The sequence below is a fragment of the Rhizobium sp. 01T437 genome (genome assembly GCF_056398505.1).
In genome coordinates this window covers 280,564-307,222 of sequence record NZ_JBFTPM010000002.1, presented here as the reverse complement: position 1 = coordinate 307,222, position 26,659 = coordinate 280,564, and the positions used below count along the sequence as shown (strand labels likewise).

Genomic DNA, 26,659 nt, shown 5'->3' with positions numbered 1-26,659 from the left:
TGTTATCGAAGGACACCAGCATGTCATCCACGCAAGATCCTAAGCTGCCACGCAATACCGCGCGCAGACATTTTCTAGGTGTTGCCGCTGCCGCCGGTGCCCGGCTTGCCGGCGTTGCGGCATTGGCGACGGCAATTTCCACATCTCCCGCGAATGCGTTGGGGCGGCTTTGGGGGCACGGCGGCTCCGGTGGACATGGAGGCTCTGGCGGACACGGCGGCTCCGGTGGACACGGTGGCTCTAGCGGACACGGTGGCTCTGGCGGCGGCCCGCAGTGTTTCCTGCGCGGGACGGCGATCCTCACGGATTGCGGTGAAAAGCCCGTCGAGGATCTGCGCATCGGCGATCGCGTTGCCCTTCCGGACGGGAGCACCCGTCCAATCAAATGGGTCGGCCGCCAGGTCTTCAAGAAGAGCGGCGCACGCTGGCATGAAGGCGTCGTGCCGATCCGGATTTCCCGCCATGCGCTGGATAGCCGCACGCCACATTCCGATCTCTATCTGTCACCGGGCCATGCGCTGTATCTGAACGGCGTTCTGATCCGTGTGAAGGATCTCGTGAACGGCACGACCATTGCACCGGTCACTCCGGCCGACGACATGTCGATCGAGTACTATGCCGTCCTGCTCGACACGCATGAAGTCATCCTTGCCGAAGGTGCCGCGGCCGAGACCTTCCATCTTTTGGGGAGCAATCACGAGGACTTCTCCAATTTTGCGGAATACAAGCGCCTCTACGGTGAGGAACGCACCGCGATGACATCCTATGCACCGGTGCTGGGCGAGGAAGGCGGCTGGAAGCACTTGAAAGCGCTTCTCCTCCTTGGCGCTTCGCCATTGGTGCCGATGCGCGATCCGTTCGGGGATGCCTGCGAAAAGATCGACGCGCAAGCCAGAGAGCTGTCGCTCTGAACAGCTGCGGGCCTTCCGCGCCGAATCGGAGGGCCGGAGAACCCGTGCCGTGCAAAACTGTGCAGCGGTTTTGCAAGAACGATATGCGTGAAACAAGGACCTGAAGCGTGGCGCGCATCCGAAAGATCGCGACACGCTTTAATTATTCGACCTTCTTCTCTTCTTCTGTTGCCGGCTTGTCCCCGTCCTCATCATCGGGTGTGACAACTGCCGCCGTTTCCGGCGGCTTCGGATCGAAGGTCCAGATCAGCATATAAAAGGAATAGGCGCCGGCGCCGCCCGCAAGCACGCCCCAGAAGGGGTCGCCGCCGATGAATTCGAAGATCGCCCATCCGAAACAGACCACGACGATGAGGACACGAACCCAAAGGTGTCGATAGGTCGGATGGTTAGGATCGATCAGCTGCATCTCTGTCCCATTGTCGTGGTAACGCCGTCTCACTGTTGTGAAGACGTCACTTGTCTTTAGGATGGATTTCACAAATGTGAAAGGCCCGCGGACTTGACGCGGCGACTGGAAAATGGAATGAAAATTCCAAACTTATATCAATTCGGTTTATTTGTTCCGAATATAGGGAGGCAGTAATGACAGTGAGATTTGGTCTTCTCGGCGCCGGCCGCATCGGCAAGGTCCATGCAAAGGCCGTCAGCGGCGATGCCAATGCAAAGCTCGTGGCCGTCGCCGACGCTTTCCCGCAGGCTGCCGAAGCGATCGCCTCCGCCTACGGCTGCGAAGTGCGCACCATTGAAGCGATCGAGGCCGCCAAGGATATCGACGCCGTCGTCATCTGCACGCCGACCGATACCCATGCCGACCTGATCGAGCGCTTCGCCCGCGCCGGCAAGGCGATCTTCTGCGAAAAGCCGATCGACTTGGATGTTGCGCGCGTAAAAGCCTGCATCAAGGTCGTAGAAGAAACCGGCGCCAAGCTGATGGTCGGCTTCAACCGCCGCTTCGACCCGCATTTCATGGCGGTCCGCAAGGTCATCGACGAAGGCAAGATCGGCGATGTCGAGATGGTGACGATCACCTCGCGCGATCCCGGCGCCCCGCCGGTCGATTACATCAAGCGTTCGGGCGGCATCTTCCGCGACATGACGATCCACGATTTCGACATGGCCCGCTTCCTGCTCGGCGAAGAGCCAGTCTCGGTTTTCGCGACCGCAGCCGTGCTGGTCGACAAGGCGATCGGCGAAGCCGGCGACTATGACAGCGTCTCCGTCATCCTGCAGACCGCGTCGGGCAAGCAGGCCGTGATCTCCAATTCGCGCCGCGCCACCTATGGCTACGACCAGCGCATCGAAGCCCACGGTTCCAAGGGTCTCGTCTCGGCCGAAAACCAGCGCCCGGTCTCGATCGAAGTTGCCAACGGCGAAGGCTATACCCGCCCGCCACTGCACGACTTCTTCATGACCCGCTACACCGAGGCCTATGCCAACGAGATCGCAAGCTTCATTTCGGCGATCGAAAAGGGTTCGAAGATTTCGCCCTCCGGCGCAGATGGCCTGGCTGCTCTCGCGCTCGCGGATGCCGCCGTCCAGTCCGTCAAGGAAGGCAAGCTCATCAAGATCGGCTGACCGCCCTCTCCCGACGGTCGCCACAATGAGATGGCCGGGCTCTTGCCCGGCCATTTCTCGTTTGATGACACGCGCGGGTGGGCCTCAAAACCCCCCTCCCCAACCCCTCCCCACAGGTGGGAGGGGCTTAAACCGCCGCACCCGCTTTCCAGATTCTCAGCGTTTCGGAAGAAGCGAAGCGGTGCACCAGGGAGGGGTTTTACCGGGTCTGACCGGCTTCATACCGACCACTAATCCCCACCCTGCAGACCCGCCACGACGATATCCTCGTCGATGACGGCCAGCGCCCGATTCAGATGTCCTTCGAAGACGAGAATCTGCTCGTCCGCGACGACCCTGAGTTCCGGCATGCCCTCCATGCGAACCATATGGGATTGACCGAGCCCCTCCTCGATCCCCTGCCGCAGCAGATCGTAATATCGCGTGCCAGGTCCGGTGATCGCAATCGGCATGCGCTCCGTCAGGCTCAGCATGCGCGACAGCCCGTTGCCGAGCGCGAGCCCCGCCTGCCGGAAGGCAAAGCCCGAGATGCGGTGGCCCTGCCGCGCCCGCGCCGCGATCTTGTCGAGCTCGGCCAGCGGCACGAACTTTGCCGGGATCGTATCGAGCGGCACTTCGAAGGCGGTGCGCAGGATCGCATAGAAACCGGCATAGGCCTCGATGCAGCCGCGCGTGCCGCACCGGCAAAGCCCGCCATTGGCCATATGCAGCATATGCCCGAAATTGGGCGCGGAGACTTCATGCCCGCCATGGGTCGTCCGCCGCACGATTCCGAGCCCGATGCTGTGGCCGAGCGAAAGGGCCGCCAGCGAGCGGAAATCCGCGCCTTTGACATTCTCTTCGCGCGCGCCGAGAGCGGCGGCGACCAGCAGTGTCTCGTTGTCGAGAATGACCTTCGCCTTCCATTCCGGCTTGAGCGCCAGTTCGAAATCGATCTGGTCGCTGCCGAAGATTGGCGACCAGACGAGAACCGGTTCGGAGGAGTTGACCAGCCCCTTGCTGCTGATCGAAATGAGCAGCACCTTCTCCCGTTCGATCCGCGAGCGCGACAGGATACGCTCTAGCCCCGCCCGCACCCCGTTCACGAAGCGGCCAGCCCCATCAGGATCATGCGACCTTTCCTCGCTGAAGCGGTCGATCAGCTTGCCCGAATAATCGACGAGCGAATATTGCACGGCATCCGAGGAGATGATGACGACGATGAGATAGCCGCAGTCGCGCCGCTGGCGCAAAAGCACGCGCGGACGCCCTCGCCCGCTCGCTGCCTGGTGCTCGGATTTTTCGATCACTTGCGCCTTTTCGAGATCGGCCGTGATCGCAGAAACGGTCGCGGACGAAAGCCGCGTGAAATCGGATATTTCAGTGTGAGCAAGTGGCCCGTGGCGGCGAAGAGTGGCGAGCACAAGCACGCTGTTTCTCTGCCGTACGAGCTCCGTGCTCGACTTGGTCAGCATCTATCGCCGCCTCTTCCCCGTTCGTTCCGCCCTTGGTTTGCCACAGCATCTCCAGCCCCTCCAGTCAAAGGAAATTAAGCCGGTAGTGCGGTGTTGACAGTTGAAAAAATCTCTGACACTAAATTTCTCGACTGTCGAGAAAAAAATCCGAACCTTTCTGGACAGGCTTTCGCGGTGGCCGGAGGAGCAGAGGCTGGGCCGGCTGCAATTCACTCGGGAGGACATTATGAAGTCTATTTATAAGCTGATGGCAGGTGCTGCCATTCTCGTTTCGCTGCAGTCGGCTGCCATGGCTGCCGACCTCGTCGTTGGCGTTTCCTGGTCGAACTTCCAGGAAGAACGCTGGAAGACGGACGAAGCCGCCATCAAGAAGGCTCTGGAAGCCAAGGGCGCAAAGTACATTTCCGCTGACGCACAGTCTTCGGCTGCAAAGCAGCTCACCGACGTTGAGTCGCTGATCTCCCAGGGCGCAAACGCCCTCATCATTCTCGCTCAGGACTCCGACGCAATCGGCCCGGCTGTTGAAAAGGCTGCCAGCGAAGGTATCCCGGTCGTCGGTTACGACCGCCTGATCGAAAACCCGTCTGCCTTCTACATCACCTTCGACAACAAGGAAGTCGGCCGCCTGCAGGCTCAGGGCGTCTTCAAGGCAAAGCCGGAAGGCAACTACGTCTTCATCAAGGGCTCGTCTTCCGACCCGAACGCTGACTTCCTCTTCGCAGGTCAGCAGGAAGTCCTGAAGGCTGCAATCGACGCCGGCAAGATCAAGAATGTCGGCGAAGCCTATACCGACGGCTGGCTGCCGCAGAACGCTCAGCGCAACATGGAGCAGTTCCTGACCGCCAACAACAACAAGGTTGACGCTGTCGTTGCTTCCAACGACGGTACGGCCGGTGGCGCCGTCGCCGCTCTCGACGCACAGGGCCTCGCCGGCACTGTTCCGGTTTCCGGCCAGGACGCCGACAAGGCTGCTCTGAACCGCATCGCTCTCGGCACGCAGACGGTTTCCGTCTGGAAGGACAGCCGCGAACTCGGCAAGCGCGCTGCCGAAGTTGCTCTCGATCTCGCCGGCGGCACGGCCCTCGACAAGGTTGCAGGTGTGCAGACTTTCGAAGGCGGCCCGAAGAAGGTGAAGATGCAGTCGATCTTCCTGACCCCGCTCGCCATCACCAAGGACAACCTGAACGTCGTCATCGACGCCGGCTGGATCTCCAAGGCTGAAGCTTGCCAGGGCGTCAAGGCTGGTTCCGTCAAGGCTTGCGACTAATCCTCGCCTGACGATCTGAAATACCGGCGCCGCAGCGGCCCTCCGCTGCGGCGCCGGATGCGGATGAAGCCCGCTCAGTGGCGCTTCTCCGTTCTCGCGCACATCGCGGATGCTTTGATTCCCTGCCAGAATAGTGCCGTTGTGATCGGCTATTTTCGGAAGCGTCCCGGTGGTCACATCAAGAACAGGGCGGTCATCGGCCAGCTATTCCTATCAGGAGCAGGCCTGCGCCCAAACAAATGGGGGAAACGGCAAACCCATGGCAGACATCACCCAATCGACCTCCTCCGGCCCGCGCACGGCAGTTGAAGGCCCCTTCACGCGCTTCCTCAGGGCAACGGAAATAGACACCCGCCTTCTCGGCATGATCGGCGCATTGCTGGTCATCTGGGTCGGCTTCCACTTCTATACCGGCGGCCTGTTCCTGACGCCCAGAAACCTCTGGAACCTTTCCGTCCAGACGACCGAAATCGCGGTTCTGGCGACCGGCATGGTGCTGGTCATCGTCACCAGAAACATCGACCTGTCGATCGGCTCGATCCTTGGCTTCGTCGCCATGATCATGGGCGTGGTCCAGGCGAAGTTCCTGCCGCAATATCTGGGCTTCGACAATTCCTTCACCTGGGTCATCACGCTGATCGCTGGCCTCCTCGTCGGCTCGGCGATCGGCCTGTTCCAGGGCGTCATCATCGCGTTCATGGGCGTGCCGTCCTTCATCGTCACCCTCGGCGGCTTCCTCGCCTGGCGCGGCCTTGCCTGGTATGTCACGAGCGGCCAGACAGTCGCCCCCCTCGACACCACCTTCCGCATCATGGGCGGCGGCGCCGAAGGCGCAATCGGTGCCACCTGGAGCTGGATCATCGGTGCGGCTGCCTGCGTGCTGATCGTCGTCTCGATCATCGGCTCGCGTCACCAGCGCCGGCGCTTCAACTTCCCGCGCCGTCCGCTCTGGGCCGAATATGTCCTCGGTGTCCTCGGCTGTGCCATGGTGCTCGGCGCGATCTGGGTATCCACGATCTATTACTGGCCGCCGGCGATCGCCAAGCGCTATGCCGAAGCCAATAACATCACCATGCCGGAAACCGGCCTGATGATCCCCTACGGTATCGCCGTGCCCGTGCTGATCGCCATCCTCGTCGGCATCGTCATGACCTTCATCGCCACCCGCCTGCGCTTCGGCCGCTATGTCTTCGCGATCGGCGGCAACCCGGAAGCGGCAGAACTCGCCGGCATCAAGACCCGCTGGGTCACGGTACGCATCTTCGCGCTGATGGGCTTCCTCGCAGCCGTCGCCGCCGCCATTTCGACGGCCCGCCTCAACGCCGCCGCCAACTCGCAGGGCACGACCTACGAGCTCTATACGATCGCAGCAGCCGTCATCGGCGGCACGTCGCTCGCAGGCGGCACCGGCACGATTGCCGGCGCCATGCTCGGCGCGCTCGTCATGCAGTCGCTCCAGTCAGGCATGGGTCTCGCAAATGTCGATACGCCCATCCAGAACGTCGTCGTCGGCGCGGTGCTCGTCATTGCCGTCTGGCTCGACACTGTCTATCGCTCCCGTGCGAAGTAAGAGGAGTACGAACCATGGCTGAACAACGCTCTCCCCTTGTCGAATTGAAAAACATTTCGATCTCCTTCGGCGGCATTCACGCGGTCGACAATGCCTCGGTCGATCTCTATCCCGGCGAAGTCGTGGCTCTTCTCGGCCATAACGGCGCCGGCAAATCGACGCTGATCAAGATCCTATCCGGCGCCTACAAGCGTGACTCGGGCGAGATCCTGATCAATGGCGAACCGGTCGACATCCGCAATCCGCGCGATGCCAAGAAGTTCGGCATCGAGACGATCTACCAGACGCTCGCCGTCGCCGATAATGTCGACGCCGCCGCCAACCTCTATCTCGGCCGCGAGCTGAAGACCCGCTGGGGCACGCTCGACGACGTCGCGATGGAACATTCCGCCCGCGAAGTGATGGGCCGCCTGAACCCCAACTTCAAGCGCTTCAAGGAGCCGGTCAAGGCCCTCTCAGGCGGCCAGCGCCAGTCCGTCGCCATTGCCCGCGCCATCCTTTTCAACGCCCGCATCCTGATCATGGACGAGCCGACGGCAGCCCTTGGTCCGCAGGAAACGGCGCAGGTGGGCGAACTCATCAAGCAGCTGAAGAAGGAAGGCATCGGCATCTTCCTCATCAGCCACGACATCCACGACGTCTTCGACCTCGCGGACCGTGTCTCGGTCATGAAAAACGGCCAGGTCGTCGGCCACGCCCGCACCGAGGATGTCACCAAGGACGAAGTCCTCGGCATGATCATCCTCGGCAAGGTGCCCCCCAAGGCCATCCCCGGCCCCGGCGCCATGCAGGTCTGATCGCCGCCAGGCGACCAGACCCGCGACAATCACACTCCGCCGCCCGCAAGGCCGGCGGAGTTTTTATATGCATTCTCCGCTAGACACCGCTCCTGGCAGGGGAGAGGTGGGTCAGTACGCACCGCCACCTGTTGCCCTCCCGGTGATAGACGTCGGTGATCCATTCGTCGGCTGATATCGGTTCGCCACGGAACATGCCCGTGTTCTGCCCGCGACCGGTAACCGTGGCGACATTGCCGAGCAGATGGACGTGATGCGTCGTCTTGGTCATCGTGTCATGGCTCAGGACACCGGATCCGATCGCCGAAAGAATAGCCTGTGCAGGGATTGGGCCACGCTCAGGCGTCACCAGCACCCAATCCTCAGTGATGCAGGCGGCGATCTGGGTGGGATCGTTGGAAACCATCGCCGCGTTGAAGGCGCGCTCAGCCTCCTCGAGCGCTTCAAGGGTTGCAGCACTCACGCCGACATGTCCTCGTTCCATCGGCGCTGCATCTCCTCAGGCGTGACCTGCTCGATGGTTTGCGACAGCATCCAGCGATGACCGAAGGGATCAAGCACCTGCGCCACCCGCTCGCCGAAACTCTGGTCGGTCGCCGGGCGCAACATCGTCGCCCCGGCCGACAGCGCCTGCGCCAGTGCTGCGTCGGTCGACACCGTGTCCATGTGGAAGGTTACCGGCGAGCCTCCGACGGTATCGGGAGACAGGGCGCCGAAGTCCGGATACTCGTCTGCCAACATCATCAGCGTCTCTCCGAAACGCAGCTCGGCATGGCCGATCCGCCCGTCCGAAGGATCGGTCATACGGAAGACTTCCGTGGCGCCGAAAGCCTCCTTGTAGAAGTCGATGGCCCGCGCCGCATCCTTGACGATGAAGTAGGTGCTCACTTTTCGGGCAAAACTCGGCATGGATGATCCTCCTTGACTGGGTCCTTCATTAACGTTACGTATCGTAAAGATATGAGTCAAGAGATTAACGCAACACCGAAGAAACGAGGGCGGCCGCCAAGCGCTGCCGCACAGAGGCGTGCCTTGGAGGCCGCCCATGAAATCCTGATGGCCGAAGGTTTTGGCCGCATGACGATCGAAGCCGTGGCGGCGCGGTCCGGCGTCGGCAAGCCGACGATCTACCGCTCCTGGGCCAACGCGCAGGAACTGGCGATGGCCGCCCTTCTGGTCAACCGGCTACCGGAAGCGGAGGTCGGAGGGGGCACGGCGCAGGCGGCTCTCGGCGCGCAGATGAGCGGACTGGTGACTGCCTTTGCGAGCACGCGCGGGCGGCAGATCACCATGGCACTCGCGGCCGCCGACCCGGAAAGCGAATTCACCAAGGCCTTCCGCAATCAGGTGATCCTGTCGAGCCGCAACGCGGGCCGTGTCATCCTGGAGGAGGCTCTGGCTCGGGGAGAGATCGTTCCGCCGCTTGATATGGAGGCGCTGCTCGACATGATCTACGGACCGGTCTTCTTCCGGCTGCTGGTCGGCCATCGCCCGGTCTCGCCGGAGTTCGGCGATGCGATCGTCAGGACCGCGTTGCGGGCCGTTGCACCGTCGGGGGCGAAGTGATGGGCCGCCTGAACCCGAACTTCAAGCGCTTCAAGGAGCCGGTCAAGGCGCTCTCCGGCGGCCAGCGCCAGTCGGTCGCCATTGCCCGCGCCATCCTGTTCAACGCCCGCATCCTGATCATGGACGAGCCGACGGCAGCCCTCGGGCCCCAGGAAACGGCACAGGTGGCGAGCTCATCAAGCAGCTGAAGAAAGAAGGCATCGGCATCTTCCTCATCAGCCACGACATCCACGACGTCTTCGACCTCGCGGACCGTGTCTCGGTGATGAAAAAACGGCCAGGTCGTCGGCCACGCCCGCACCGAAGATGTCACCAAGGACGAAGTCCTCGGCATGATCATCCTCGGCAAGGTGCCCCCCAAGGCCATCCCCGGCCCCGGCGCCATGCAGGTCTGATCGACCGATAGCTCGACAAAACTCCGCCGACCGAAAGGACCGGCGGAGTTTTCATTTCGGCAACAGCTTGGCCGGAAATCGCTTTAAAAGCCAAGTCCCAGAATTTCCGTGAACTTCGCGATTGAAGCAGAGCCAAAGCTAGGCTAAGAACCACGACATCGGACGACGAGTCACATCGTCAGGCATGCACCCGTAGCTCAGCTGGATAGAGTGTTGGATTCCGATTCCAAAGGTCACAGGTTCGAATCCTGTCGGGTGCGCCACTTCCGAACAAAATTGGGCACTCCCGCAGGAGCCGTCCCGCCACCCATTGTGGCGCGGCGCGGCCTTCTGGACAAATTGGCGTTAGCTTTCGGACACGAAAACTCAACAACTAACGTTGTCCTCGCAAAGTCGGCGCGCTAGCCTTCCGCAATGCACGACGAATACCGACCCAGATACAAATGGCGCGAGACTTGGCCCGGCGAAGGCAAGCAAGACTTTGAAGGTCTCGACAACGGCGAGGTGTTTGGCCGTATCCAACTAGACAGCACAACTCCGAACCGCTCAGGTAAATGGCGGTGGAACGTAGGCTTCGAGCCATGGGTTCGCCATCGGATCATGCCACAAAACGGGTGGGAGGAAAGTGCGCGTGAAGCATCACGCAAGGCCGAAGAACATCACGATAGACTGAAGCAGCTGCACTATCGCTAGTCGGATCGCCGCCGAAGCGACGATCAACTCTGAACAAAGTGCTATCACATACCCTTAGAGAAAGGTCGAAGGTATCGGTTACGATTCTCTTCGCGGAGGCACCGTTAAAGTGACCTCTCGGCCGGTTGTGATGAACTGCACAGGGTCCGTAGGCTCGGAATAGGTCATCACGATATGTGTTTTCCGCGATTGGCATCGAAGCGTTAGCAGACGCGGGCGAAATTCTGCTTCCGTCCGGAGCACGTCGAAATTGACGCCGGCCGGGTCAAAAATGATTTCAAATTCGACATAGAACCATCGAATTCTGATCCCGATGACATTCGAGGCCGTCGATAATGGCGCAATGGCAACGTCAATTCCCTTTGGGTCTACGTCCCTCGTCCTGACATAAAGCCCGCAGTCAGGTGGAAACCGCCGCGTCATCATTATCTCGCGGAGCAAATCAATATTCATCTCACGGACATCGCGGAGACGGTGCCGATCGGCCGCAGCGACCCTACCATAATACATTCCCGCGAGGCATTTCAGCGCCCAAAGCTCCATGGCGCTTCCCGACATCAGTGTGTGCGACACCTTCGATGAGAACTTGATGATTTCCTCGGTCGCACGCTTCAAATTTCGAAAGTTTCGCAGCCCAAGATCATCAAGGGTGGCATAAGCGCTGTTATGGTCTTTACAAAGCACATTAGCCGCCAAGGCGCTGGCAGGCAGCCGTAAGGTTTTCCCCTCTTCTACCCACGGCAACCCCCCCATGTCGAGGTCGCCAATTTCCTCCAATATCGACTCGGAGATGTAATGCTCGCGGGAAATGGTTCCACCGCAACCACCGAAGCTAGCCATATAACATTCGTCATGAGGCGCTTCAGCTGCCTTTGCTTTTGGCAAAAACGGGGGAATAGCAAGGTCGGGCCATCCCCCTCTCACGCCGCAGCATTGCCCGTATTGCTTTCCACTTCTGCAAGGGCAGTCTTCAGGTTTGCCCCAAGGGACATAGGCGTAAAATTGTCTCAGTTGCTTCCGGTTCATCTGCTCCTCGCGCCTCGACGACTCAACCATGAGAATTGACTCTATGGGCAGGTTTTTCAACCTAGGCTATGTTGGCGCTGAAACAGAAGAGCTGCGGATTCTAGAGGACCATGGGGAAGAGAAAGAAACAGCCGCACGAGCGGACCAAACAGGAGAAGCTGGTAGCGCATTTCGCGTCTCACTCCATCAGTGCTTATGCAATGTTTCATCCAGATCTATGGGGCGGCCCTGGCCGCCATGAGCCTGCGGACATGATCATCGTCGCAGGACGAGCGCTCTTTTTCATTAACATGACCGAGAGCAATTCCTATTTCGAGGATCTGGTAGCGCATAACGTAAAGCAAGCTCGTGACCGCATGAAAGAATGGAAGGCGGGCAAGCCGATCAGGGGAAGCAATGAGTGGCGAAGCTTCTCGATCGCGTGGGGGGACATCGACTACATCGCGGTTATAAGTGTTGTTGATGGTCCCTATGCAGCTTGTTCGGATCATCCGCTCACGGGACTCGACCTGCCTGAAAAGGTGAAAATCTGCACGACTCTCACGTCCAAAGTCATGTATGAAATTGCCTCACTAAATGGCAGCGCGCGCGATATCCTTGAGATTTGCGGGATACTCAAGAAGAACCACGGGCGCTTCGCCGAGGAAAACATGGCTGTTTGGATCGCGAGGCAGGTCCGAGACTTAAGGGCAGAGCATCTGGCGCAAATTCCGCGCTATCCTACAAGGATAGGATTCGGGGTGCGTGACGGCGAGTTAATAAGCCACTTCGATGAATTTTTCGGCTATCTAGCCGATGTTCGAAAAGAGCCGAAGGAAGGAATGGAGGTATTGGCCGATATCTCCTGGGATGACACGTTTGCTGCGGCGGCTTATGTCACCAGCATAGTCGGCTTAATAGAATGGAAAGATTCCGGCGTCCTAGCTCCCAAGGTGTTTGGGAGACATACAAAATTCATGGTGATCGTATCGACCAATCAAGAAGGGCTGGCTGATAGACTGCCCACCTTCCTTGCCATGGGTGACGAGCAGAGCGTTGCATTCTTCTACGTTTTGGAATTTTCGGAAAACCGCGCGGAGATAAATTTCATTTTTAATGACGCCCCCGCTAAGTTCCAGATCGAAGTGGTGCTAGAAGCGCTTTAACTAAGCTGCGAATTATTTCGAACGAGGCGCTAGAAAAACCCCACTCTTCGCATAATTTTTGCGTCGCTGGAGCGCTCTCAACTTTCAGCGCGAGGAAGGTTTTCACCCTGACGAAAGCCCTCTTCTGAAAGCCCGCCGCACCCACGGCGGGCTTTCGCCTTTATGCCACCAGCTTCCATGCGGCACGTGGATCGGCGATCTTGCGAATGATCGGGGCTCCGATCTTCGCAACGCCGGTCCCGCCCGTATTGCAGAGGTGTCGAAGGATCAGCAGGTTATCGAGACGAATATTCGTCATCGTTAGACCGGGAGGAAGCCAGAGCTTCGAACCGCATATCAATGACCGGCCTCGGCCGCCGACATAATTGCCCGTTGTCCAGCCGCCACCTGGAACGGTGACTGTGTTGCCGATTTGGACCGGTCCGCGGACTGAAGTGTCGAGATAGTCCCAGCCTGCCCAATCGTTCAGTTCCACCGGGATTTCGATTTCAAGCCAGTCACCGGCAACAAGGCCGAGAGTTGCCAAGCTGAGGTTTGCCGGCAGGCCATGCGTCGCGGTATGAACCGGTGCGGCATCGTTCACGGGCGTGATCGTGATGACCTGCTTTTCATTGCCGGCCGCAACGACCTCCTTACTGCCGGCATAGGTAGAAGTCCCGGTTCCACGAACGAGGCGCATGCCGGTGGCGACATCACCTGTGACGTTGGTCTTTGCGCCCGTTGTTCCCGGCGTCCCCTTCGGCGGGAACGGCCCGCTTAAGGTGATTTGTCGCAAAACAGGGAAAGCATTCTGCAGCATCCAACATCACAGGGGCGTGCGCCACACATGGATTATGGTTACAGAGGGGGGGGTGAGGATGTGAACGCCGTGACGCTACTCTTCATGGCTGCCGCAAGGGGGCCTGCTTTTCTTTGTAAAGGGGGTCCCTACTATGGAACTTCAGCATAGCGGATGATGCTCTGATTTTGGACGTTGGCGACTAATTCATCAGAGCGAGACAAAAATCGGCGGAGCAAAGGTGAGGAATTTGAATCGTTGTATCCTAAGGTGAGATCAATTGTCGGAGGCACACCCTCAAGTGCTCTGGCAACGACATTTGGTGTAAGCATATTTTGCGCATAAAGCGGAATAAGCGTTATTCCACCTGTAGACACGACGAGCGACATTGCTGATGGTAGGCCTTCGCCTTCGTACTCTGCCTTGAGTGTGATCCCAACGTTCGACGCGTAATCCTGGATCACGGATTGCAATACGGGAGAAATTCTAGCCGAACTGACGTAAGTTTCGCGGGCAAGGTCCTGCGGCCGGATCTTTTTGCGCGACGTCAAGCGATGGTCCGCCGGCAGCACGGCGATCAGTGGCTCCTTGGCTAAAAACTTGAAGGACACACCAACACTCTGCGTCTCGGGGCGAAGGAAAGCGACGTCCAGCTTGCCTCGCATCAGTGCCAGAGCAAGGTCCGGGGAAGACTGACTGGACAATATGATTTCAACCTCCGGCGCTTCCTCACGAATAATGCGCAATGCATGGGGTAGCCACACAATCTCTTGCCCTGCGAGAAAACCGATAGTGAACGACTGCTTTTCCGGCCGTTCTGCCCGCCGGGCCCCTTCCGCAGCCGCCTCGACTTGCAATAACGCCAGCCGCGCGTGATCAAGAAACACTTTACCGGCGGCGGTGAGCGTCACGCCGCGCGACTGCCGTTCCAACAGTTTTACACCGACTTCGGTTTCCAGATCGCGAATTTGCCTGCTGAGTGAGGGCTGGGACGTGTGAAGCCGCCGCTCTGCTGCGGTCAGTAGGCTTCCCTCCTCCGCAACGGCAACAAAATAGCGCAAATGCCTGAGTTCCATCGAGCCCTCGCTATACCTTCAAGGCATAGCTCGAACGTACAAGGTATTTGTCTCTGATAAAAGGGGGATTTAATTAACGTCGCAATTTCGGGATATAATCGAACGCGCCTCACCGGAGTATTTCGCAAACAACTCTGTCCAATCGGAGAGGAAACGCTAAATGTCTAAAGAGCCTATTGCAGTAGCGCGTGGATGAATGGCTCTAATTGATTGATTATGATCTTCAAATAAACGTTTAACAGCGCAGATGGAGCAACGCGATGCCTACAATCACTACCACGGACGGCGTAAACATCTTCTACAAGGACTGGGGCTCAGGCCAGCCGATCGTTTTCAGCCACGGCTGGCCGCTGTCGGCGGACGACTGGGACGCCCAGATGACCTTCTTCCTTCACCACGGCTACCGGGTGATCGCCCACGACCGGCGCGGCCATGGCCGGTCCGACCAGCCCGGCACCGGCAACGACATGGACCACTGGGTTGCCGACCTCGCGGCCCTGACGGAACACCTCGACCTGCGCGACGCGATCCACATCGGCCACTCCACGGGTGGCGGTGAGGTAGCTCGCTATGTCGCTCGCCACCAAGAGCGCGTCGCGAAGGCGGTACTAGTCGCTTCCCTGACGCCGAACATGTACCGGAGCGAGAACAACCCGTCCGGTCAGCCGCCAGAGTGGTTCGAAGCGATCCGGGCAGGCGTGCTGGGCAACCGGTCGGAGTTCTACCGTTTCGTCCCTGAGAACCCGTTCTACGGCTACAACCTCGATGGGGCGAAGCCTTCGGAGGCGATCATTGCGAACTGGTGGCGCCAAGGCATGGCCGGCGGTGCCCTCGCTCATTACGCAACCGTCGACTCTTGGCTCGAAGATTATACCGAAGACCTCAAGAAGATCACTGTGCCAGTGCTGGTGATGCATGGCGAGGCCGATCAAGTCGTCCCCTTCGCAAGTTCAGTGCCGCGTGCGGTCGACCTGCTCAAGAACGGGTCGCTGAAGACCTATCCGGGCTACCCCCATGGCATGCTGACCACACATGCGGATGTCCTCAACCCCGACCTGCTCTCGTTCATCAGGTCTTGACGACATCGACCGGACCGCGGCCGTCACCCAACGTCGGTCGGACGATCTGTCACCCGGCAGTGCCGGGTGACTCAAGCCAAAGCGCGACGCGCAGCCTCGCGGGTAAGCGTTCGAAGGAGTTCGGCCAGATCGAGGATGATCTGGTCATCCTCCTGGCTGGAACAGGGCGAAACGAGCTTGCCGTGCATGACGCTGTTCCGAATTTTTATCCAGGACGCGACCTGAGGTTTCGTTCCGATCCGCGCATCCGCCAACGTATAAAGCGCCCGCTATACGCTGATGTTTCACGATCCGGACAGGCTGCTGTCCGTCCGAACGGCTATTGGAGCCGCCAACGCGTTCATGAAGGAATTCCCCTCAGATGACGGGGAGGAATTTCTTGCGGCGATCAAGATCTGTCTTGATGTCGTGAAGGGCAACGCTGACCCTTGGGAATTGAGAGCGGCGATCATTCGCGCTGCAGCCGAGGCCGGGATTACCGCCATCGCCGTACTTCACTGAGCTGTCCGTCTCCCGACCAGCACAGGCCTGGCGAGTCACTCAGATCCCGTCGCGCCCGAGGTCGGTTCCAGAAGCGGATAACCGCCCCTTGCCGGCCGTGCTTTCGAGGGAATGCGGCGATGTCCGACTTGTGTAATCACCGCATTTACCGGCAGATTTCGTAAGAGTGTTCATTCAATGAATTCAGTACCTTAGCAGAAAAGATTACAGAATTACGAGATTACGGCGCATGTCCGCTTCTCATAAAGATATGAAACGGCGCATCGGAACGTCATTCTACCTCTCCGCCCATGTTTCACCATTGTCTTCGTAATTGCGTAACAACATCCGTAACCTGTTGAGAAAGCTACCGAAATGAGGTTACAATATCTGCGTGTGCGTTCGTAATCGCTGTCGGCGTTTCCGCGAACTGGCCCGAAAAGAGAAAGCCGCCCGAAGGGCGGCGTCTTCACTCGCAGAGCACATTTTAGAAACTCGCATCTCGCCTTCTCGGGTGGCGTTCGAACTCGATGCGGCCATCAACCCATCTTGCCCAGGGCGGGCCGTCCTCATCGCCACGAACATAAACGCGCACGGTGCGCCCGCTGCGATTGGTAGGCTTCGAGTCCGGTTTGAATCCCAGCCCGACAAGCGCCCTCTGCAGGTTGGCGCGCCAGCCGGCCGGCAACCGGCTTGCATCCTCGCTTCCGCCGGTCAAAAGCTTGCGCATGTCCGCGCAGGTCAGCCTCATGTCCCCATCAGGGATAAGGTCGCGGATGATCTCATAGGTGGGGCCGAAATCCATCACGCCCTGGTGCAGGGTTTCAAGGTCGGCCCGCAATGCCGGGTCGTCCAGCCACAGGGCCTCGCGCTCGTAGATCGTCATGACTTCGGCCCAGACCTGAGCGCGATCGGCCCGGATGGCCGCGATATCGATCGCGGTGGGCTTGACCGGCCACCAGCGGCGATTGCCCGTCGTATCGGTCAGGAACTCGTCGGCGTTCGTCGTGGCGTAGAACACGAACTGGCGCGGCACGTCGTCGACCCTCTGCTTATACGCCCCGCGCGCGGTATCTATGCGAACCGTGATGAACTTCCTGATCGCCTCGATCTCCCGGTTCGACCTGCCGGCAAGCTCCGCAAGCTCGACAAGCCAGCGCCCGCGCGTGTTCTCGATCACTTCGCGCGCGCCATCGCCCACCGTCACGCCGTCGGTCACCCATTCCTCGATCGGAACGAGCGCCCGGCCGAAGGATGATTTTCCAAGGCCCTGTCTGCCCTGCAGGGTCAGCACGTGGTCGAACTGGCACCCTGGTTCAAAGACGCGTCCGGCCAGCGCTGAGAGCCATTTACGCGCGAAGGCGCGGTTCAGGCGCGTGTCCTCGGCACCGAGATAACAGGTCAGGAAAGTATCGACGCGCCTCGTTCCATCCCATGCCGGCAGCGACGTGAGCCAGCCTTTCACCGGGTGATAGGGATGCCGGCTGGCGACCTTGTCGATAACGGGATTGATGTTGAAAACCTTCGGCGTCAGGCCAAACCCTTCCAGCCATTCCACCGCTTCGGCAAGGTCATTGTTGCCGACGGGACGAGGCTTCCAGTCGCCCTGCCGCAGATCCCACGGCGGCCGGCGCAGCAGCATCGTCTGGCCGCTGAATTCATCGAGGGCAAGCATTCCGCGCGCGTCGGGGTGGTGCTCCAGCATCACGGTCCAATTGAGCGTGAGGCCCGGAAGGGGATTGCCCTTGTCATTCGTCTTGAGCATGGCGAGCCAGTCGCGCGGCGGCTCGTGTGCGGTCATATGTGGCATGAGATTTTCCGCGTGGGATGGAGTGGCGTCGCCAGACCTATTCGGAAAACGGTTGGCAGATAGAACGCGCTGCGAGACAGGGTTCGACGCCTCCAAGGCGAAGTGGATGGCGGAATAGCCGGCCAGTCAGGCCCCTTCTCGCCTCATCAGTGGTCAGCGCGCGCTCTCGCGTGCCGGAAACGAGGATATCGAACAATGGCATGCGCAGCGGTCGCGAAGTCCCGCACGGCTTCAACCCAGGGCATGCTGCTGAAAGTTAGGGCACGCTCCTGAAAGCGCCGCGATCCGCCGGTATACCGTCCCGGGTGCACGATCAAAAACGATTGGCCGGCGGTAAACGCCATCATCCACGGCTTCGACACCGCCGCCGGGCAGGCCCCAGCTTGGAAATGAATTCGGTCCATGCCTTCCGCAAAGGCCCATCGGGCCGAGAGTGAACGGGCTTATTCCAAGCCCCGATATCTTGAGGCAATTGCGTCGAATAGGTACTCGCACAGTTGCCGATGCCGATGGTTTGGGGAATACTCGTGCTCTGGCCCTGAAGGCCTGCGCGGTGACTGATAAGGGGGACAATGTCATGTCTGTAAAATACCTTTTGGCCGCGGTAACGATCGCGCTTCTGACCCTTTCAGGGTGCGCGACCACCGGCACCGGCGGCGATAACACGACCTACGCAACTCCACTGGGGATTGGTCCCGTTCGCGGCAATATCGGTGGCTATTAGTAGCTGCTGATTTCCATTGAGAGCTGATCCACCGATGGGTTCGGGAAACCGGCCTATCGATCACGGTTTTCGAACCCTGTCTGGTTAGAGCAATTCCAGCAAAAGTGCATAGCGGTTTTGCGTCCGGAATTGCGTAAAAACAAAGAGATAGAGTGGTTCCACACCCGCTTCTGGCTGTCTACGGCTTCGCTTGAGCGGCAGGTCCGACAAGTGTCTCGGCATAGGGGCCGTAGTTCTCCCGAGCAAATGATGGATATATGCGGCTAGCGGAAAAAATTCGTAAAGCTCTGTCGCCGCGACGAGGCGAAGAGCTGTTCAGAAGCGGAGCCTGGGATTGCTTCAATGGTACATGACGTGAGCGCGGTGCGCCGCCAAAACACCGCCGGTCTGCGCGGGTTCCTCGATCTTGAGCAGCAGCGCGACTGGATGCGGGGCGAGACGATCCTGCACGATGCCGACGAGCGCTCGGAGTCCCTGGAATTGCGTCTCAAGTACGTCCCCAGGTTTGAGAAGCTGCTGCGCCGGCGGCAGGCACAAGAGGTTCTGGACATTCTCCGGCGCTACGGGAGCGACTGCATCCCGATCCCGCGCCGGACGGAGCGGCACTACTGGTCGGTTTCCTGTCTGCCGTCGACACCGGGCAAAGCCCTCGTTCGCGTCAATGCGAGCTGGATGGAGCTCTTCTCGCTCTATGCTGATGGTGAGGACATCCGCGCGCTCTTCCTGGTGCATCTTTCCGATTTCACCACCGACCACTCACTGGATCAAGGCCAGGTGGACGAGGATTTCCTCGAGCACTGCGTCATGACGCCTGATGACGTCAGCTATTTCTTTCCCAGAGGCGAGGACATTTTCGGCGTCAAGGTCCGCGGCTTCTCCTCAATTGGCAAATTTCTCGCCACACCTCGTGCGTTGCAGGCTATCCGGGCATTCAACCTGACGCACATGAACCGTGGCCGGAACGCCTATCAGGCGAGCCACTGTTACAAGCTGGCGGATCACATGCTGGGCGACGACGGACGTTGAGCAGCGATCGGAACTGACATCCCTTCCGATAAATGCCCGCCCATAAACCGTCGCGTGCATTGGCACGCCTCTTGCACCGTTAAAATTACACTATCCCATCTGGAGTATTGTGTAATGGAATGGGACGCCTCGATCGAATTCGCTCCCGTGATCCTTATGTTCAAGGACCCCGACAGGCTGTTTTCCATCAGGACGGCCATGGGGGCCGCCAATGCGCTCATAAGGGAATTCCCCTCCGATGATGGAGAGGAGTTTCTTCTGGCAATCAAAATCTGCCTTGATGTCGTGAAGGGCAACGCTGCCCCGGAGCAACTCAGAGCAGCGATTATTCGCGCTGCAGACGAGGCCGGCGTTACCGCCATCGCCGTCCTGCACTGACGGCGTTTGTGAGCAGCGGCAGCATTGAAGCGTCGGGAATCCGTTATAATTCTGCGCCATAAGGCAGCAGGGCGCCATAAGGCGTGCGGTTCACCGAGCGGGAGCGAAATGGGCGTCAGGAACTATTTGATCGAAGGCGTTTCCGGGACCGGCCAGACCTCGGTCGCGTCGGAACTGCAGCGGCGCGGTTACCACGTCGTTCACGGTGACCGCGAGCTGGCTTACAGGGGCGATCCCCTGACGGGTGAGCCGCTGGATGTCTCCCGGCATGAAGAGAATAGCCTGGATGTGGCCTTCGTGCACCGGCACCATCTTTGGCATGTCGGCAAGGTCAAATCGCTCGCGGACGATAAAAGCCACCCGGTCTCCTTCTTCTGCGGCGGCTCGAGGAATTCTGATCACTTTATCGATCTGTTTGACGCGGTCTTCGTTCTCGACGTCGACCCGGACACGTTGAAGAACCGGCTTGCCGGCCGGCCCGAAGACGAGTTTGGCGGCAAACCGGCCGAACGGGACCTGGTCCTGCACCTGCATGCGACGAAGGAAGACATTCCCGGGAATGCGACGACCATCGACGCCACTCGGCCGCTCGCCTCGGTCGTCGACGATATCCTGTCGAAATGCGGAAAGGTCAGCTAGGGGCCGCGAGTCCGCTTCTGGCGCGAAGCGGAGCGGTCGATCCATCAGATGTTTCTCGCCTCATCGGCTGTCCGCGCGCTCTCTCGCGTGCCGGAAACGATAATCTCCAGCACTTCATGCTCGTCGGTATTCCTGATGTAACGATCGCCGACATATTCACCGCGCTTGAGCACCATGACGCGATCACCCACGGCAAAAATATCGACCAGACGGTGTGAGATGATGATCTGGGCAACGCCCTGCTTCTTCAGTTCCAGCATGGTTTCGAGCAACCGTTCCGTCGCCATCACGGAAAGGTTGGCGGTCGGCTCGTCGAGGATCACGACGCGCGGCTCGAACGAGATTGCGCGGGCGATCGCGACGGATTGCTGGCGGCCGCCCGACAGGCTTTCGACCTTCTGATAGACAGAGTTCACGTCGACCTTGAGCCGTTTCAACACGCTGTCGGCTTCCGCATACATCTTCCGCCTGTTGACGAAAGGGCCTTTGAGCGGCCAGCGGCCGAGGAAGATATTCTGGCCGACATCCATGTTGCCGCAGAGCGCGAAATCCTGGTAGATCATCTCGATGCCGACGCCGCGGCTCTCGTGCGGGCTCTTGAAGCGCACCGGTTGCCCGGCAACGAGGATATCGCCCGCATCGCGCTGATAAGCACCGGTCAGGATCTTCATCAGCGTCGATTTGCCGGCGGAATTGTCGCCGACCAGGCCGAGAATCTCGCCGGGATAAAGCGTCAGATCGACCTTGCGAAGCGCCTGCACGGCCCCGAAGGCTTTTTCGATGCCGCGCATTTCCACGATCGGCGCGGATGATGTCGCCTCAGCCATGACTGCCGTCCCCCGTTGACGCGCCTCTTCTCAGCCTGGCTCGCAGGCGTCCGAAAATATTGGCCTGGCGCACCCATATATCGATCAGCACCGCGACGATGAGGATGACGCCGATAAAGACGTTGATCCAGTGCTGCGGCATGCTGAACCCCTGGACGTTGAGTTGAAGCAGTGCGCGGACGAGCGTGATGACGGCGGCACCCGCAAGCGAGCCGATCATCGTGCCGTAACCGCCGAAGATCGATCCGCCGCCAATGATCACAGAAGCGATCGCATCGAGCTCGCGAAACTGGCCGGCGACCGGGTTGAAGCTGCGAAAGTAGGCGACGTTGATGATCCCGGCCATGGTTGCGCAGATCGCCGACAGCATGAGCGAGATGAAGCGCACGCGGTTGGTGTTGATGCCGGCATAGGCTGCGGCGCGCACGTTGCCGCCGGCCGCACAGACCTTCAGCCCGAACGGCGTATAGGCAAGCACGATACCGGCGATCACGGCGATGAAAAACATCCAGATCGTCTGGACGCTGACGACTTCGGCCACCGAGCGAATGATCCCCGGCGGCAACGCAAGGCCGAAATGAAGGAGAACATCATTCACCTTGCGCCCGAGCAGGTTATAGCCCTCGGGCCAGCCGGTCAGCTGCTGTCCCGCGACGAACCAGGCGGCGAGCCCGCGGGCAATGTAGAACATGCCGAGCGTGGCGATGAAGGCAGGCAGTTTGAAGCCGACGACGACCATGGCGTTGACGGCGCCGGCGCACGTCCCCGCAAACAGGCCCATCGCCACGGCGGTGAGCGGGTCGGCGCCGAGCACCTTCAGGAAATAGGCAGCCGTGCTGCCGGCAAGGGCAAGCACCGCGCCGACGGAGAGATCGATATCGCCGGCTGCGATGACATAGGTGAGACCGACCGTGATGAGGGCCAGTTCCGTGTAGTTAAGCAGGATGGCAAAGGTGTTGGGCAGGTTCCACCAGTAATCCGGCCTGAGCGCGAGACCGGTCAGCCACAACACGGCGGTCAGGATGATGGCGAGGGCATCGCGGCGGGCGAGAAACTTGCCGAGCCCGGTGGCAGACAGGGCCATGTCGGCCGCCATCGCCCCCTTGGTCTGGACACCTTCAATCGCCACGCCACCCATCTCGTAGGCCGGCGGGGGCGGCCGGCGGCGCAGCCATGCCCAAAGCCTGGCCGCAACCTGGCGCCTGATAAGGAAGGGCTCGATCAGCACGGCGATGACGAGAAGCAGACCGAGGAAAACCAGCACGGCGCCCGCCGGCAGGGTGAACTTGGCGCCGACTGCGATGCTTTCACCGTCGATCACGACGATGCGCGTGATCGGCCATCCCTCGCGCAGCACCTTGTCGATCAGCACGACGACCGCGGCACCCAGGCAAGACCCGATGACGCGCCCGCGCCCGCCAAGGATCGATGCTCCGCCGATGACGACGGAGGCGATGACGGTGAGTTCCCAGCTGACACCATAAAGAGGGGTGACACCCTTGTCCTGGGCGGCCGACAGGAGAGCTGCAAGGGTCGCGCAAAGCGAGGAGAGCAGATAGGCGCGAATGCGCACCCAGCGTGAGCGAATGCCGGCATAGACCGCCGCCTGCTCGTTTCCGCCGGTGGCGAAAGTCTCATAGCCCCAGCGGGTCTTGGCAAGCACATAGGCTCCAACTATGGCGATGAGGAAGAAGATCGCGATCTGGTTGTTGAAGCCGAGGATATTCGTCTCGCCGAGATGGAAGAACAGCGGATGGTCTTTCGCCTTGTCGGAATAATAGATTGCCTGACCATGCGTCAGCGCCAGCACGAAGCCGCGGCCGATGAAGAGGATCGTCAGCGTCGCGATGAAGGCCGGCACTTTCAGGACGGTGACGAGCACGCCGTTGATCAGGCCGATCGCGGTACCCAGCAGCACGCAGAGGATCACCGACTGGATCACGCCGAAATCGAGAAAGCTCGGGGCAAAAAGCCTGGCGAAAACCACGGCGACCAGACCGTAGGTCGAACCGACCGAAAGATCGAGATCCCTGTTGACGATGACGAAAGTCATCCCGACCGCGATGATCCCCACACGCGACGTATCGCGCAGAAGCGCGTGAAGGGCTTCTGTCGATCCGAAAAAGGCCGGATTGACGATTGCCCCGCCGAAATAGAGCAGCGCAAGAAACATGAGGAGCCCCGCCTCCCAGCCGCCGACGAGCTGGGGCGGCGCACGGCCGAGCGATGTCGTCGTGGCGAGCTCCATGAGTTTCTACCGACCGATCCTTGCTGTCGCGTGGCGGGACGGCGCGCGCCCTCCCGCCTTGATTTCAGACGCTTCGAACGGCAGTCAGTTCTCGAAGCGCTTGCCGACCTTGGCGACGTTGTCCTTCGTCACAAGCTGGGCGCGTGTGTCGAGATTGGCAGCTGCGATACCGCGATCGATCTGGAGATAGAGCTGCATGACAGGCCAGAAGCCCTGCAGGAAGGGCTGCTGACCGAGCGAGCCGGTCAGATTCCCCGCTGCGATGCCTTCCTGCTGTGCCGGGCCGAGATCGAAACCATAAGCGCACAACTTGCCGGTCTTCCCCATCTGGGCAACCGCCTTGACGAGCGGCGGCGTAAAGACGTTGTTGGCTGTGAAGGCGCCGACCACGTCACCGCGGGACTCGAAGAGCGAAACAAGTGCGTTGACGGGGTCGTTCGGGTTCGTGTCGATGCCGACATTCTCCGGACCGGCGTCAACCTTGAAGGCATCGAGCTTGCCGGCGTCCTTCAACGTCTTGACGATGGCATTGAAGGCGGCGGTGACACGGTTGTTCACCTCGATATTGCCCATCGCGGTGGAGGACGGCAGCACGATCGAGCCGCTGGTCGCGCCACTGGCGAGTACGCAATTGGCGAGCGCCTCGCCGCCGATTGCCGCCGCCGACGCATCCTGGCCGGTGTGGCTGATCGCGCTCCGGTGCAGAATGGTGCCGTCGAACGAGTTGGTCGTCGCGATCGGGATGCCGGCCGCCTCGGCAGCCTTGACGATGTCGTTATAGGCGCCGACCTGCGGCGTCGTCATGATGATGCCGTCGATCGTCGGGTCCTGAATGATCTGGTTCAGGACCTCGAGCTCGCGGGCGGGGTCGTCCACCGGCGATTCCGAACCGAGCAGCAATATCTTGGCACCGATCATATTGCCGGCGACGGTCGCGCCGACATAGACAGGGTCAAAGAAGCCGTTGCCTGCCGTATGCGTTACGATCGCGAAGGTCAGATGACCGTCAGCCGAATGGAAATCCTTCGTGCCGGGGGCCTCTTTTGCGGCTTCCTCGAAGTTGTAGCCGCCAACCGCTTTCTCGACGCCGCCCGACTGCGCAAATGCATGCGAGACGCCGAGCGATAGTATCGCGGCGGATGCCGCGTAGAACAATACCCGCCTCATGATTGGTCCTCCCTTGAAACCAAGGGAGGAAAGCCGTTCGGGCGCAATGTATCGAGAGTGGGCCGAAGGCTTATCCTCCCATTTGCTAATATTCTGCGCAATTCCAACCCAAGTAAACGGATAAGTTGATCATCCCAGCGAATTTGTTTGCTTTGGAAGCAGCCGATAACCGATTTTGATTGGCAGGCATCACTTTGATCGCGCGGTTCCTGCGCTCGACCTGACCATTGGGTGAGCGCCGCTCGTCCATTCGGATGCACAAAGGACGATTTTGGGGGCCGATGCTGGAGGGCTGCACGCATCGCCGGTTGCCATCTTCCAAATATTGGCAATCCTTGCCAAACTATGCCATTATCTCAAAACGAGGTGATTGATATGGCAACCATGAATGTTTCCCTGCCCGACCCGATGAAGGAGTGGGTGGAAGCCCAGACCAGGACAGGGCGCTACAGCAACGCAAGCGATTATGTCCGTGATCTGATCCGGCGCGATCAGGAGCGATCGGACAAGCTGGCAGAGCTGCAACGGCTTGTTACCGAAGGTCTGGAGAGTGGCGTCAGCGACCGCACGAAGGAAGATATCCTCCAGGCTGCGCGTGAACGGCTGGCCGCCAACCGGGCATGAAATACCGAACAACCTTTGAAGCGGATCGGGGATCCCCCTTCTCCCCTCGGGGAGAAGGGGGAAGGCAGCACCCGCCACGCATTCCATAATCCGCGCCTCCACCTGCCCTTCCACCCAGCTGACAGCCCGCTTGTGCGGAAACGGCGGATTACTCGGGATAAGCCTCGACACCCTCCAGCGCCGCCTTGTGGAAGAGGATGAAGACCAGGGGGTTGCCGGGCTCGGACATTGCATCGCTGCGCTGGCCCGTTATCTCTCCGGCCACGCCGCTTGTATATTCCACGACCACTTCGCCGAAGCTGTTGCGCTGGATGGCCACCTTCTGTCCGGGTTCAACCTTGTCGTTGAGCTTGACCAGATGCTCGACGATCCCGCCCTGGGTTGCCAGGATCGGGAACGCAYTGTTGCCGACGAAGACATTCACGTCCTTGCCTGTCCGGCCCATCGGCCCGGCAACGATGCCGTGATGCTTGAGGACGTTCATCGTGCCTTCCACGAACAGCGCGATCATCTCGATGTCCAGAACGCGGGCAGCGCCGATCTCCGGCGTAAAGGAGGGGATGCCCACATCCATGAACGCGTTGTGCAGGACACCGGGATAGACATGGTTGTCGAAGATCTGGCCGACGGGATAGAGCTCCACCATCGCCTTGACCTCGGGCACATCCATGCCGCCGATATTGAATGCGGTGACTTCGAACCCGGTTGTTCCGGTGTGGAAGTCGATCGCGAAATCGGCGTTCGGCCGCAGCAGCCGGTTGAACAGCAGCCCGGCATGCCGGCTGGGCGCGGAGGCACCGTTCTCGTTCCCCGGCCATTCCCTGTTCATATCGATCAGATCTACGCCCCTGCCCTGATTGGGCCACCTGCGCTGCATGCTTTCAAGGGCCGGGCGTGCCACGTCGGTGACCGCCATGACCGTGCCCGACATCTGCGCCGGATCGAGCTGGTTCATCACGGTCTGGACCGTGTGAATGTTGCTCATTTCGTCGCCATGCACACCGCTGGTCAGGATGCCGCGCTTGCCCGGCTTTGCCCCCTTGGCGACCGTCACCGACACGTACCAGTGCTGCCCCGTGGGCATCTGCGCACCTTGAAAATACAGGAGGTGCTTCTGCCCGGGCTCCAGGTCGTCGACGTCGAGCGCGCTGACGACCTTTTTCCCCTGGATGACATCGCCGGTATAGACCGTTCCCGAGGCTGGATTGGCAGCAGGTTTCGCTGCGTCCTGGCCATTCGCAGCACCGGTGCTGACGGCGAGCGCAGCCGACGCGCCGACCGTGGCAATAGATGCGATCAGGAGATCGCGGCGATCGATGCCTTTCTTCGATTTGTCCGACATGATGGAAGCCCTTTGTGTTTAAAAACAACGGCATGTACATCGGCCGCGAGAATCCCGCG

The 26,659-nt window shown here is 60.1% G+C and carries 26 protein-coding genes, 1 tRNA gene and 1 pseudogene; 16 read left to right on the top strand and 12 right to left on the bottom strand.

Annotated elements, in window-relative coordinates; genetic code table 11:
* Nucleotides 1-20: 20 nt before the first annotated feature.
* Nucleotides 21-911, top strand: a complete 891-nt coding sequence (locus AC1DM5_RS04955) for a Hint domain-containing protein (protein ID WP_477819714.1) — start codon at nt 21-23, stop codon at nt 909-911.
* Nucleotides 912-1,053: 142 nt separating this feature from the next.
* On the opposite strand, the gene AC1DM5_RS04950 is transcribed toward AC1DM5_RS04955, so the two are convergent.
* A complete protein-coding gene (locus tag AC1DM5_RS04950; protein ID WP_477819713.1) occupies nt 1,054-1,320 on the bottom strand; it encodes a hypothetical protein in 267 nt (88 codons plus the stop codon).
* Nucleotides 1,321-1,496: 176 nt separating this feature from the next.
* On the opposite strand from AC1DM5_RS04950, the gene iolG reads away from it, so the two are divergent.
* On the top strand, nt 1,497-2,489 hold the full coding sequence (gene iolG / locus AC1DM5_RS04945) for an inositol 2-dehydrogenase (protein WP_477819712.1): 993 nt from the start codon (nt 1,497-1,499) through the stop codon (nt 2,487-2,489).
* A 230-nt stretch (nt 2,490-2,719) separates the two neighbouring features.
* Here the strand turns inward: iolG and AC1DM5_RS04940 are convergent, their stop codons facing one another.
* Nucleotides 2,720-3,943: an ROK family transcriptional regulator gene (locus tag AC1DM5_RS04940; RefSeq protein WP_477819711.1), complete on the bottom strand. Its 1,224-nt coding sequence runs from the start codon at nt 3,941-3,943 to the stop codon at nt 2,720-2,722.
* A gap of 226 nt (nt 3,944-4,169) precedes the next feature.
* Here AC1DM5_RS04940 and xylF point away from each other — a divergent pair, with 226 nt between their 5' ends.
* The 3 genes from xylF (at nt 4,170) to AC1DM5_RS04925 (ending at nt 7,577) form a co-directional block, all read left to right on the top strand.
* Nucleotides 4,170-5,210, top strand: coding sequence for a D-xylose ABC transporter substrate-binding protein (xylF, locus tag AC1DM5_RS04935; RefSeq protein WP_007815345.1), 1,041 nt, complete (start codon nt 4,170-4,172; stop codon nt 5,208-5,210).
* A 259-nt stretch (nt 5,211-5,469) separates the two neighbouring features.
* On the top strand, nt 5,470-6,780 hold the full coding sequence (locus AC1DM5_RS04930) for a sugar ABC transporter permease (RefSeq protein WP_477819710.1): 1,311 nt from the start codon (nt 5,470-5,472) through the stop codon (nt 6,778-6,780).
* Between the two features lie 14 nt (nt 6,781-6,794).
* A complete protein-coding gene (locus AC1DM5_RS04925; protein ID WP_477819709.1) occupies nt 6,795-7,577 on the top strand; it encodes an ATP-binding cassette domain-containing protein in 783 nt (260 codons plus the stop codon).
* A 79-nt stretch (nt 7,578-7,656) separates the two neighbouring features.
* On the opposite strand, the gene AC1DM5_RS04920 is transcribed toward AC1DM5_RS04925, so the two are convergent.
* Nucleotides 7,657-8,040: a nuclear transport factor 2 family protein gene (locus AC1DM5_RS04920; RefSeq protein ID WP_477819708.1), complete on the bottom strand. Its 384-nt coding sequence runs from the start codon at nt 8,038-8,040 to the stop codon at nt 7,657-7,659.
* Nucleotides 8,037-8,486 carry a VOC family protein gene (locus tag AC1DM5_RS04915; protein WP_477819707.1) on the bottom strand — a complete coding sequence of 150 codons (450 nt, stop codon included), beginning with the start codon at nt 8,484-8,486 and terminating at the stop codon, nt 8,037-8,039. The genes AC1DM5_RS04920 and AC1DM5_RS04915 overlap by 4 nt, the downstream gene beginning before the upstream one ends.
* A gap of 51 nt (nt 8,487-8,537) precedes the next feature.
* Here AC1DM5_RS04915 and AC1DM5_RS04910 point away from each other — a divergent pair, with 51 nt between their 5' ends.
* From AC1DM5_RS04910 to AC1DM5_RS04900, 3 genes and pseudogenes are all read left to right on the top strand, one after another.
* Entirely contained in the window at nt 8,538-9,143 is a 606-nt protein-coding gene (locus AC1DM5_RS04910) for a TetR/AcrR family transcriptional regulator (RefSeq protein ID WP_477819706.1), read from the top strand.
* Nucleotides 9,137-9,538: pseudogene (locus tag AC1DM5_RS04905) on the top strand (ATP-binding cassette domain-containing protein); the annotation flags it as partial. The gene AC1DM5_RS04910 and the pseudogene AC1DM5_RS04905, both read left to right, overlap by 7 nt.
* A 186-nt stretch (nt 9,539-9,724) precedes the next feature.
* A tRNA-Arg gene (locus AC1DM5_RS04900) sits at nt 9,725-9,801 on the top strand.
* 508 nt (nt 9,802-10,309) lie between these two features.
* On the opposite strand, the gene AC1DM5_RS04895 is transcribed toward AC1DM5_RS04900, so the two are convergent.
* Entirely contained in the window at nt 10,310-11,257 is a 948-nt protein-coding gene (locus tag AC1DM5_RS04895) for a YecA family protein (RefSeq protein WP_477974689.1), read from the bottom strand.
* Nucleotides 11,258-11,367: 110 nt separating this feature from the next.
* Between AC1DM5_RS04895 and AC1DM5_RS04890 the strand changes: the two genes are divergently transcribed.
* On the top strand, nt 11,368-12,402 hold the full coding sequence (locus AC1DM5_RS04890) for a hypothetical protein (protein ID WP_477974687.1): 1,035 nt from the start codon (nt 11,368-11,370) through the stop codon (nt 12,400-12,402).
* A gap of 160 nt (nt 12,403-12,562) precedes the next feature.
* Here the strand turns inward: AC1DM5_RS04890 and AC1DM5_RS04885 are convergent, their stop codons facing one another.
* Nucleotides 12,563-13,201, bottom strand: coding sequence for a hypothetical protein (locus AC1DM5_RS04885; protein ID WP_477821387.1), 639 nt, complete (start codon nt 13,199-13,201; stop codon nt 12,563-12,565).
* Between the two features lie 131 nt (nt 13,202-13,332).
* Nucleotides 13,333-14,256, bottom strand: a complete 924-nt coding sequence (locus AC1DM5_RS04880) for a LysR family transcriptional regulator (protein WP_477821388.1) — start codon at nt 14,254-14,256, stop codon at nt 13,333-13,335.
* 260 nt (nt 14,257-14,516) lie between these two features.
* On the opposite strand from AC1DM5_RS04880, the gene AC1DM5_RS04875 reads away from it, so the two are divergent.
* The gene (locus AC1DM5_RS04875) at nt 14,517-15,335 is read left to right on the top strand and encodes an alpha/beta fold hydrolase (protein ID WP_477821389.1); all 819 of its coding nucleotides are present in this window, start codon (nt 14,517-14,519) and stop codon (nt 15,333-15,335) included.
* A gap of 279 nt (nt 15,336-15,614) precedes the next feature.
* Nucleotides 15,615-15,836, top strand: a complete 222-nt coding sequence (locus AC1DM5_RS04870) for a DUF982 domain-containing protein (RefSeq protein WP_477821390.1) — start codon at nt 15,615-15,617, stop codon at nt 15,834-15,836.
* A 466-nt stretch (nt 15,837-16,302) separates the two neighbouring features.
* On the opposite strand, the gene AC1DM5_RS04865 is transcribed toward AC1DM5_RS04870, so the two are convergent.
* On the bottom strand, nt 16,303-17,625 hold the full coding sequence (locus AC1DM5_RS04865) for a virulence-associated E family protein (protein ID WP_477821391.1): 1,323 nt from the start codon (nt 17,623-17,625) through the stop codon (nt 16,303-16,305).
* 577 nt (nt 17,626-18,202) lie between these two features.
* Between AC1DM5_RS04865 and AC1DM5_RS04860 the strand changes: the two genes are divergently transcribed.
* The 4 genes from AC1DM5_RS04860 to AC1DM5_RS04845 all read left to right on the top strand — a co-directional run bounded on the left by AC1DM5_RS04860 (nt 18,203) and on the right by AC1DM5_RS04845 (nt 20,392).
* On the top strand, nt 18,203-18,349 hold the full coding sequence (locus AC1DM5_RS04860; protein ID WP_477821392.1) for a hypothetical protein: 147 nt from the start codon (nt 18,203-18,205) through the stop codon (nt 18,347-18,349).
* A gap of 342 nt (nt 18,350-18,691) precedes the next feature.
* Nucleotides 18,692-19,375, top strand: a complete 684-nt coding sequence (locus tag AC1DM5_RS04855; RefSeq protein WP_477821393.1) for a hypothetical protein — start codon at nt 18,692-18,694, stop codon at nt 19,373-19,375.
* A gap of 114 nt (nt 19,376-19,489) precedes the next feature.
* Nucleotides 19,490-19,753: a DUF982 domain-containing protein gene (locus AC1DM5_RS04850; RefSeq protein ID WP_477821394.1), complete on the top strand. Its 264-nt coding sequence runs from the start codon at nt 19,490-19,492 to the stop codon at nt 19,751-19,753.
* A gap of 108 nt (nt 19,754-19,861) precedes the next feature.
* A complete protein-coding gene (locus AC1DM5_RS04845; protein ID WP_477974685.1) occupies nt 19,862-20,392 on the top strand; it encodes a nucleoside/nucleotide kinase family protein in 531 nt (176 codons plus the stop codon).
* 44 nt (nt 20,393-20,436) lie between these two features.
* Here AC1DM5_RS04845 and AC1DM5_RS04840 read toward each other — a convergent pair whose 3' ends face one another.
* The 3 genes from AC1DM5_RS04840 to AC1DM5_RS04830 all read right to left on the bottom strand — a co-directional run bounded on the left by AC1DM5_RS04840 (nt 20,437) and on the right by AC1DM5_RS04830 (nt 24,634).
* The gene (locus AC1DM5_RS04840; RefSeq protein ID WP_477821396.1) at nt 20,437-21,219 is read right to left on the bottom strand and encodes an ATP-binding cassette domain-containing protein; all 783 of its coding nucleotides are present in this window, start codon (nt 21,217-21,219) and stop codon (nt 20,437-20,439) included.
* Entirely contained in the window at nt 21,212-23,467 is a 2,256-nt protein-coding gene (locus AC1DM5_RS04835) for an ABC transporter permease (protein ID WP_477974683.1), read from the bottom strand. The genes AC1DM5_RS04840 and AC1DM5_RS04835 overlap by 8 nt, the downstream gene beginning before the upstream one ends.
* Before the next feature lie 84 nt (nt 23,468-23,551).
* Nucleotides 23,552-24,634, bottom strand: coding sequence for a substrate-binding domain-containing protein (locus AC1DM5_RS04830; RefSeq protein WP_477821398.1), 1,083 nt, complete (start codon nt 24,632-24,634; stop codon nt 23,552-23,554).
* Nucleotides 24,635-25,009: 375 nt separating this feature from the next.
* Between AC1DM5_RS04830 and AC1DM5_RS04825 the strand changes: the two genes are divergently transcribed.
* The gene (locus AC1DM5_RS04825; RefSeq protein ID WP_477821399.1) at nt 25,010-25,258 is read left to right on the top strand and encodes a type II toxin-antitoxin system ParD family antitoxin; all 249 of its coding nucleotides are present in this window, start codon (nt 25,010-25,012) and stop codon (nt 25,256-25,258) included.
* Between the two features lie 148 nt (nt 25,259-25,406).
* Here the strand turns inward: AC1DM5_RS04825 and AC1DM5_RS04820 are convergent, their stop codons facing one another.
* A complete protein-coding gene (locus AC1DM5_RS04820; RefSeq protein ID WP_477974681.1) occupies nt 25,407-26,600 on the bottom strand; it encodes a peptidase M14 in 1,194 nt (397 codons plus the stop codon).
* Nucleotides 26,601-26,659: the final 59 nt, after the last annotated feature.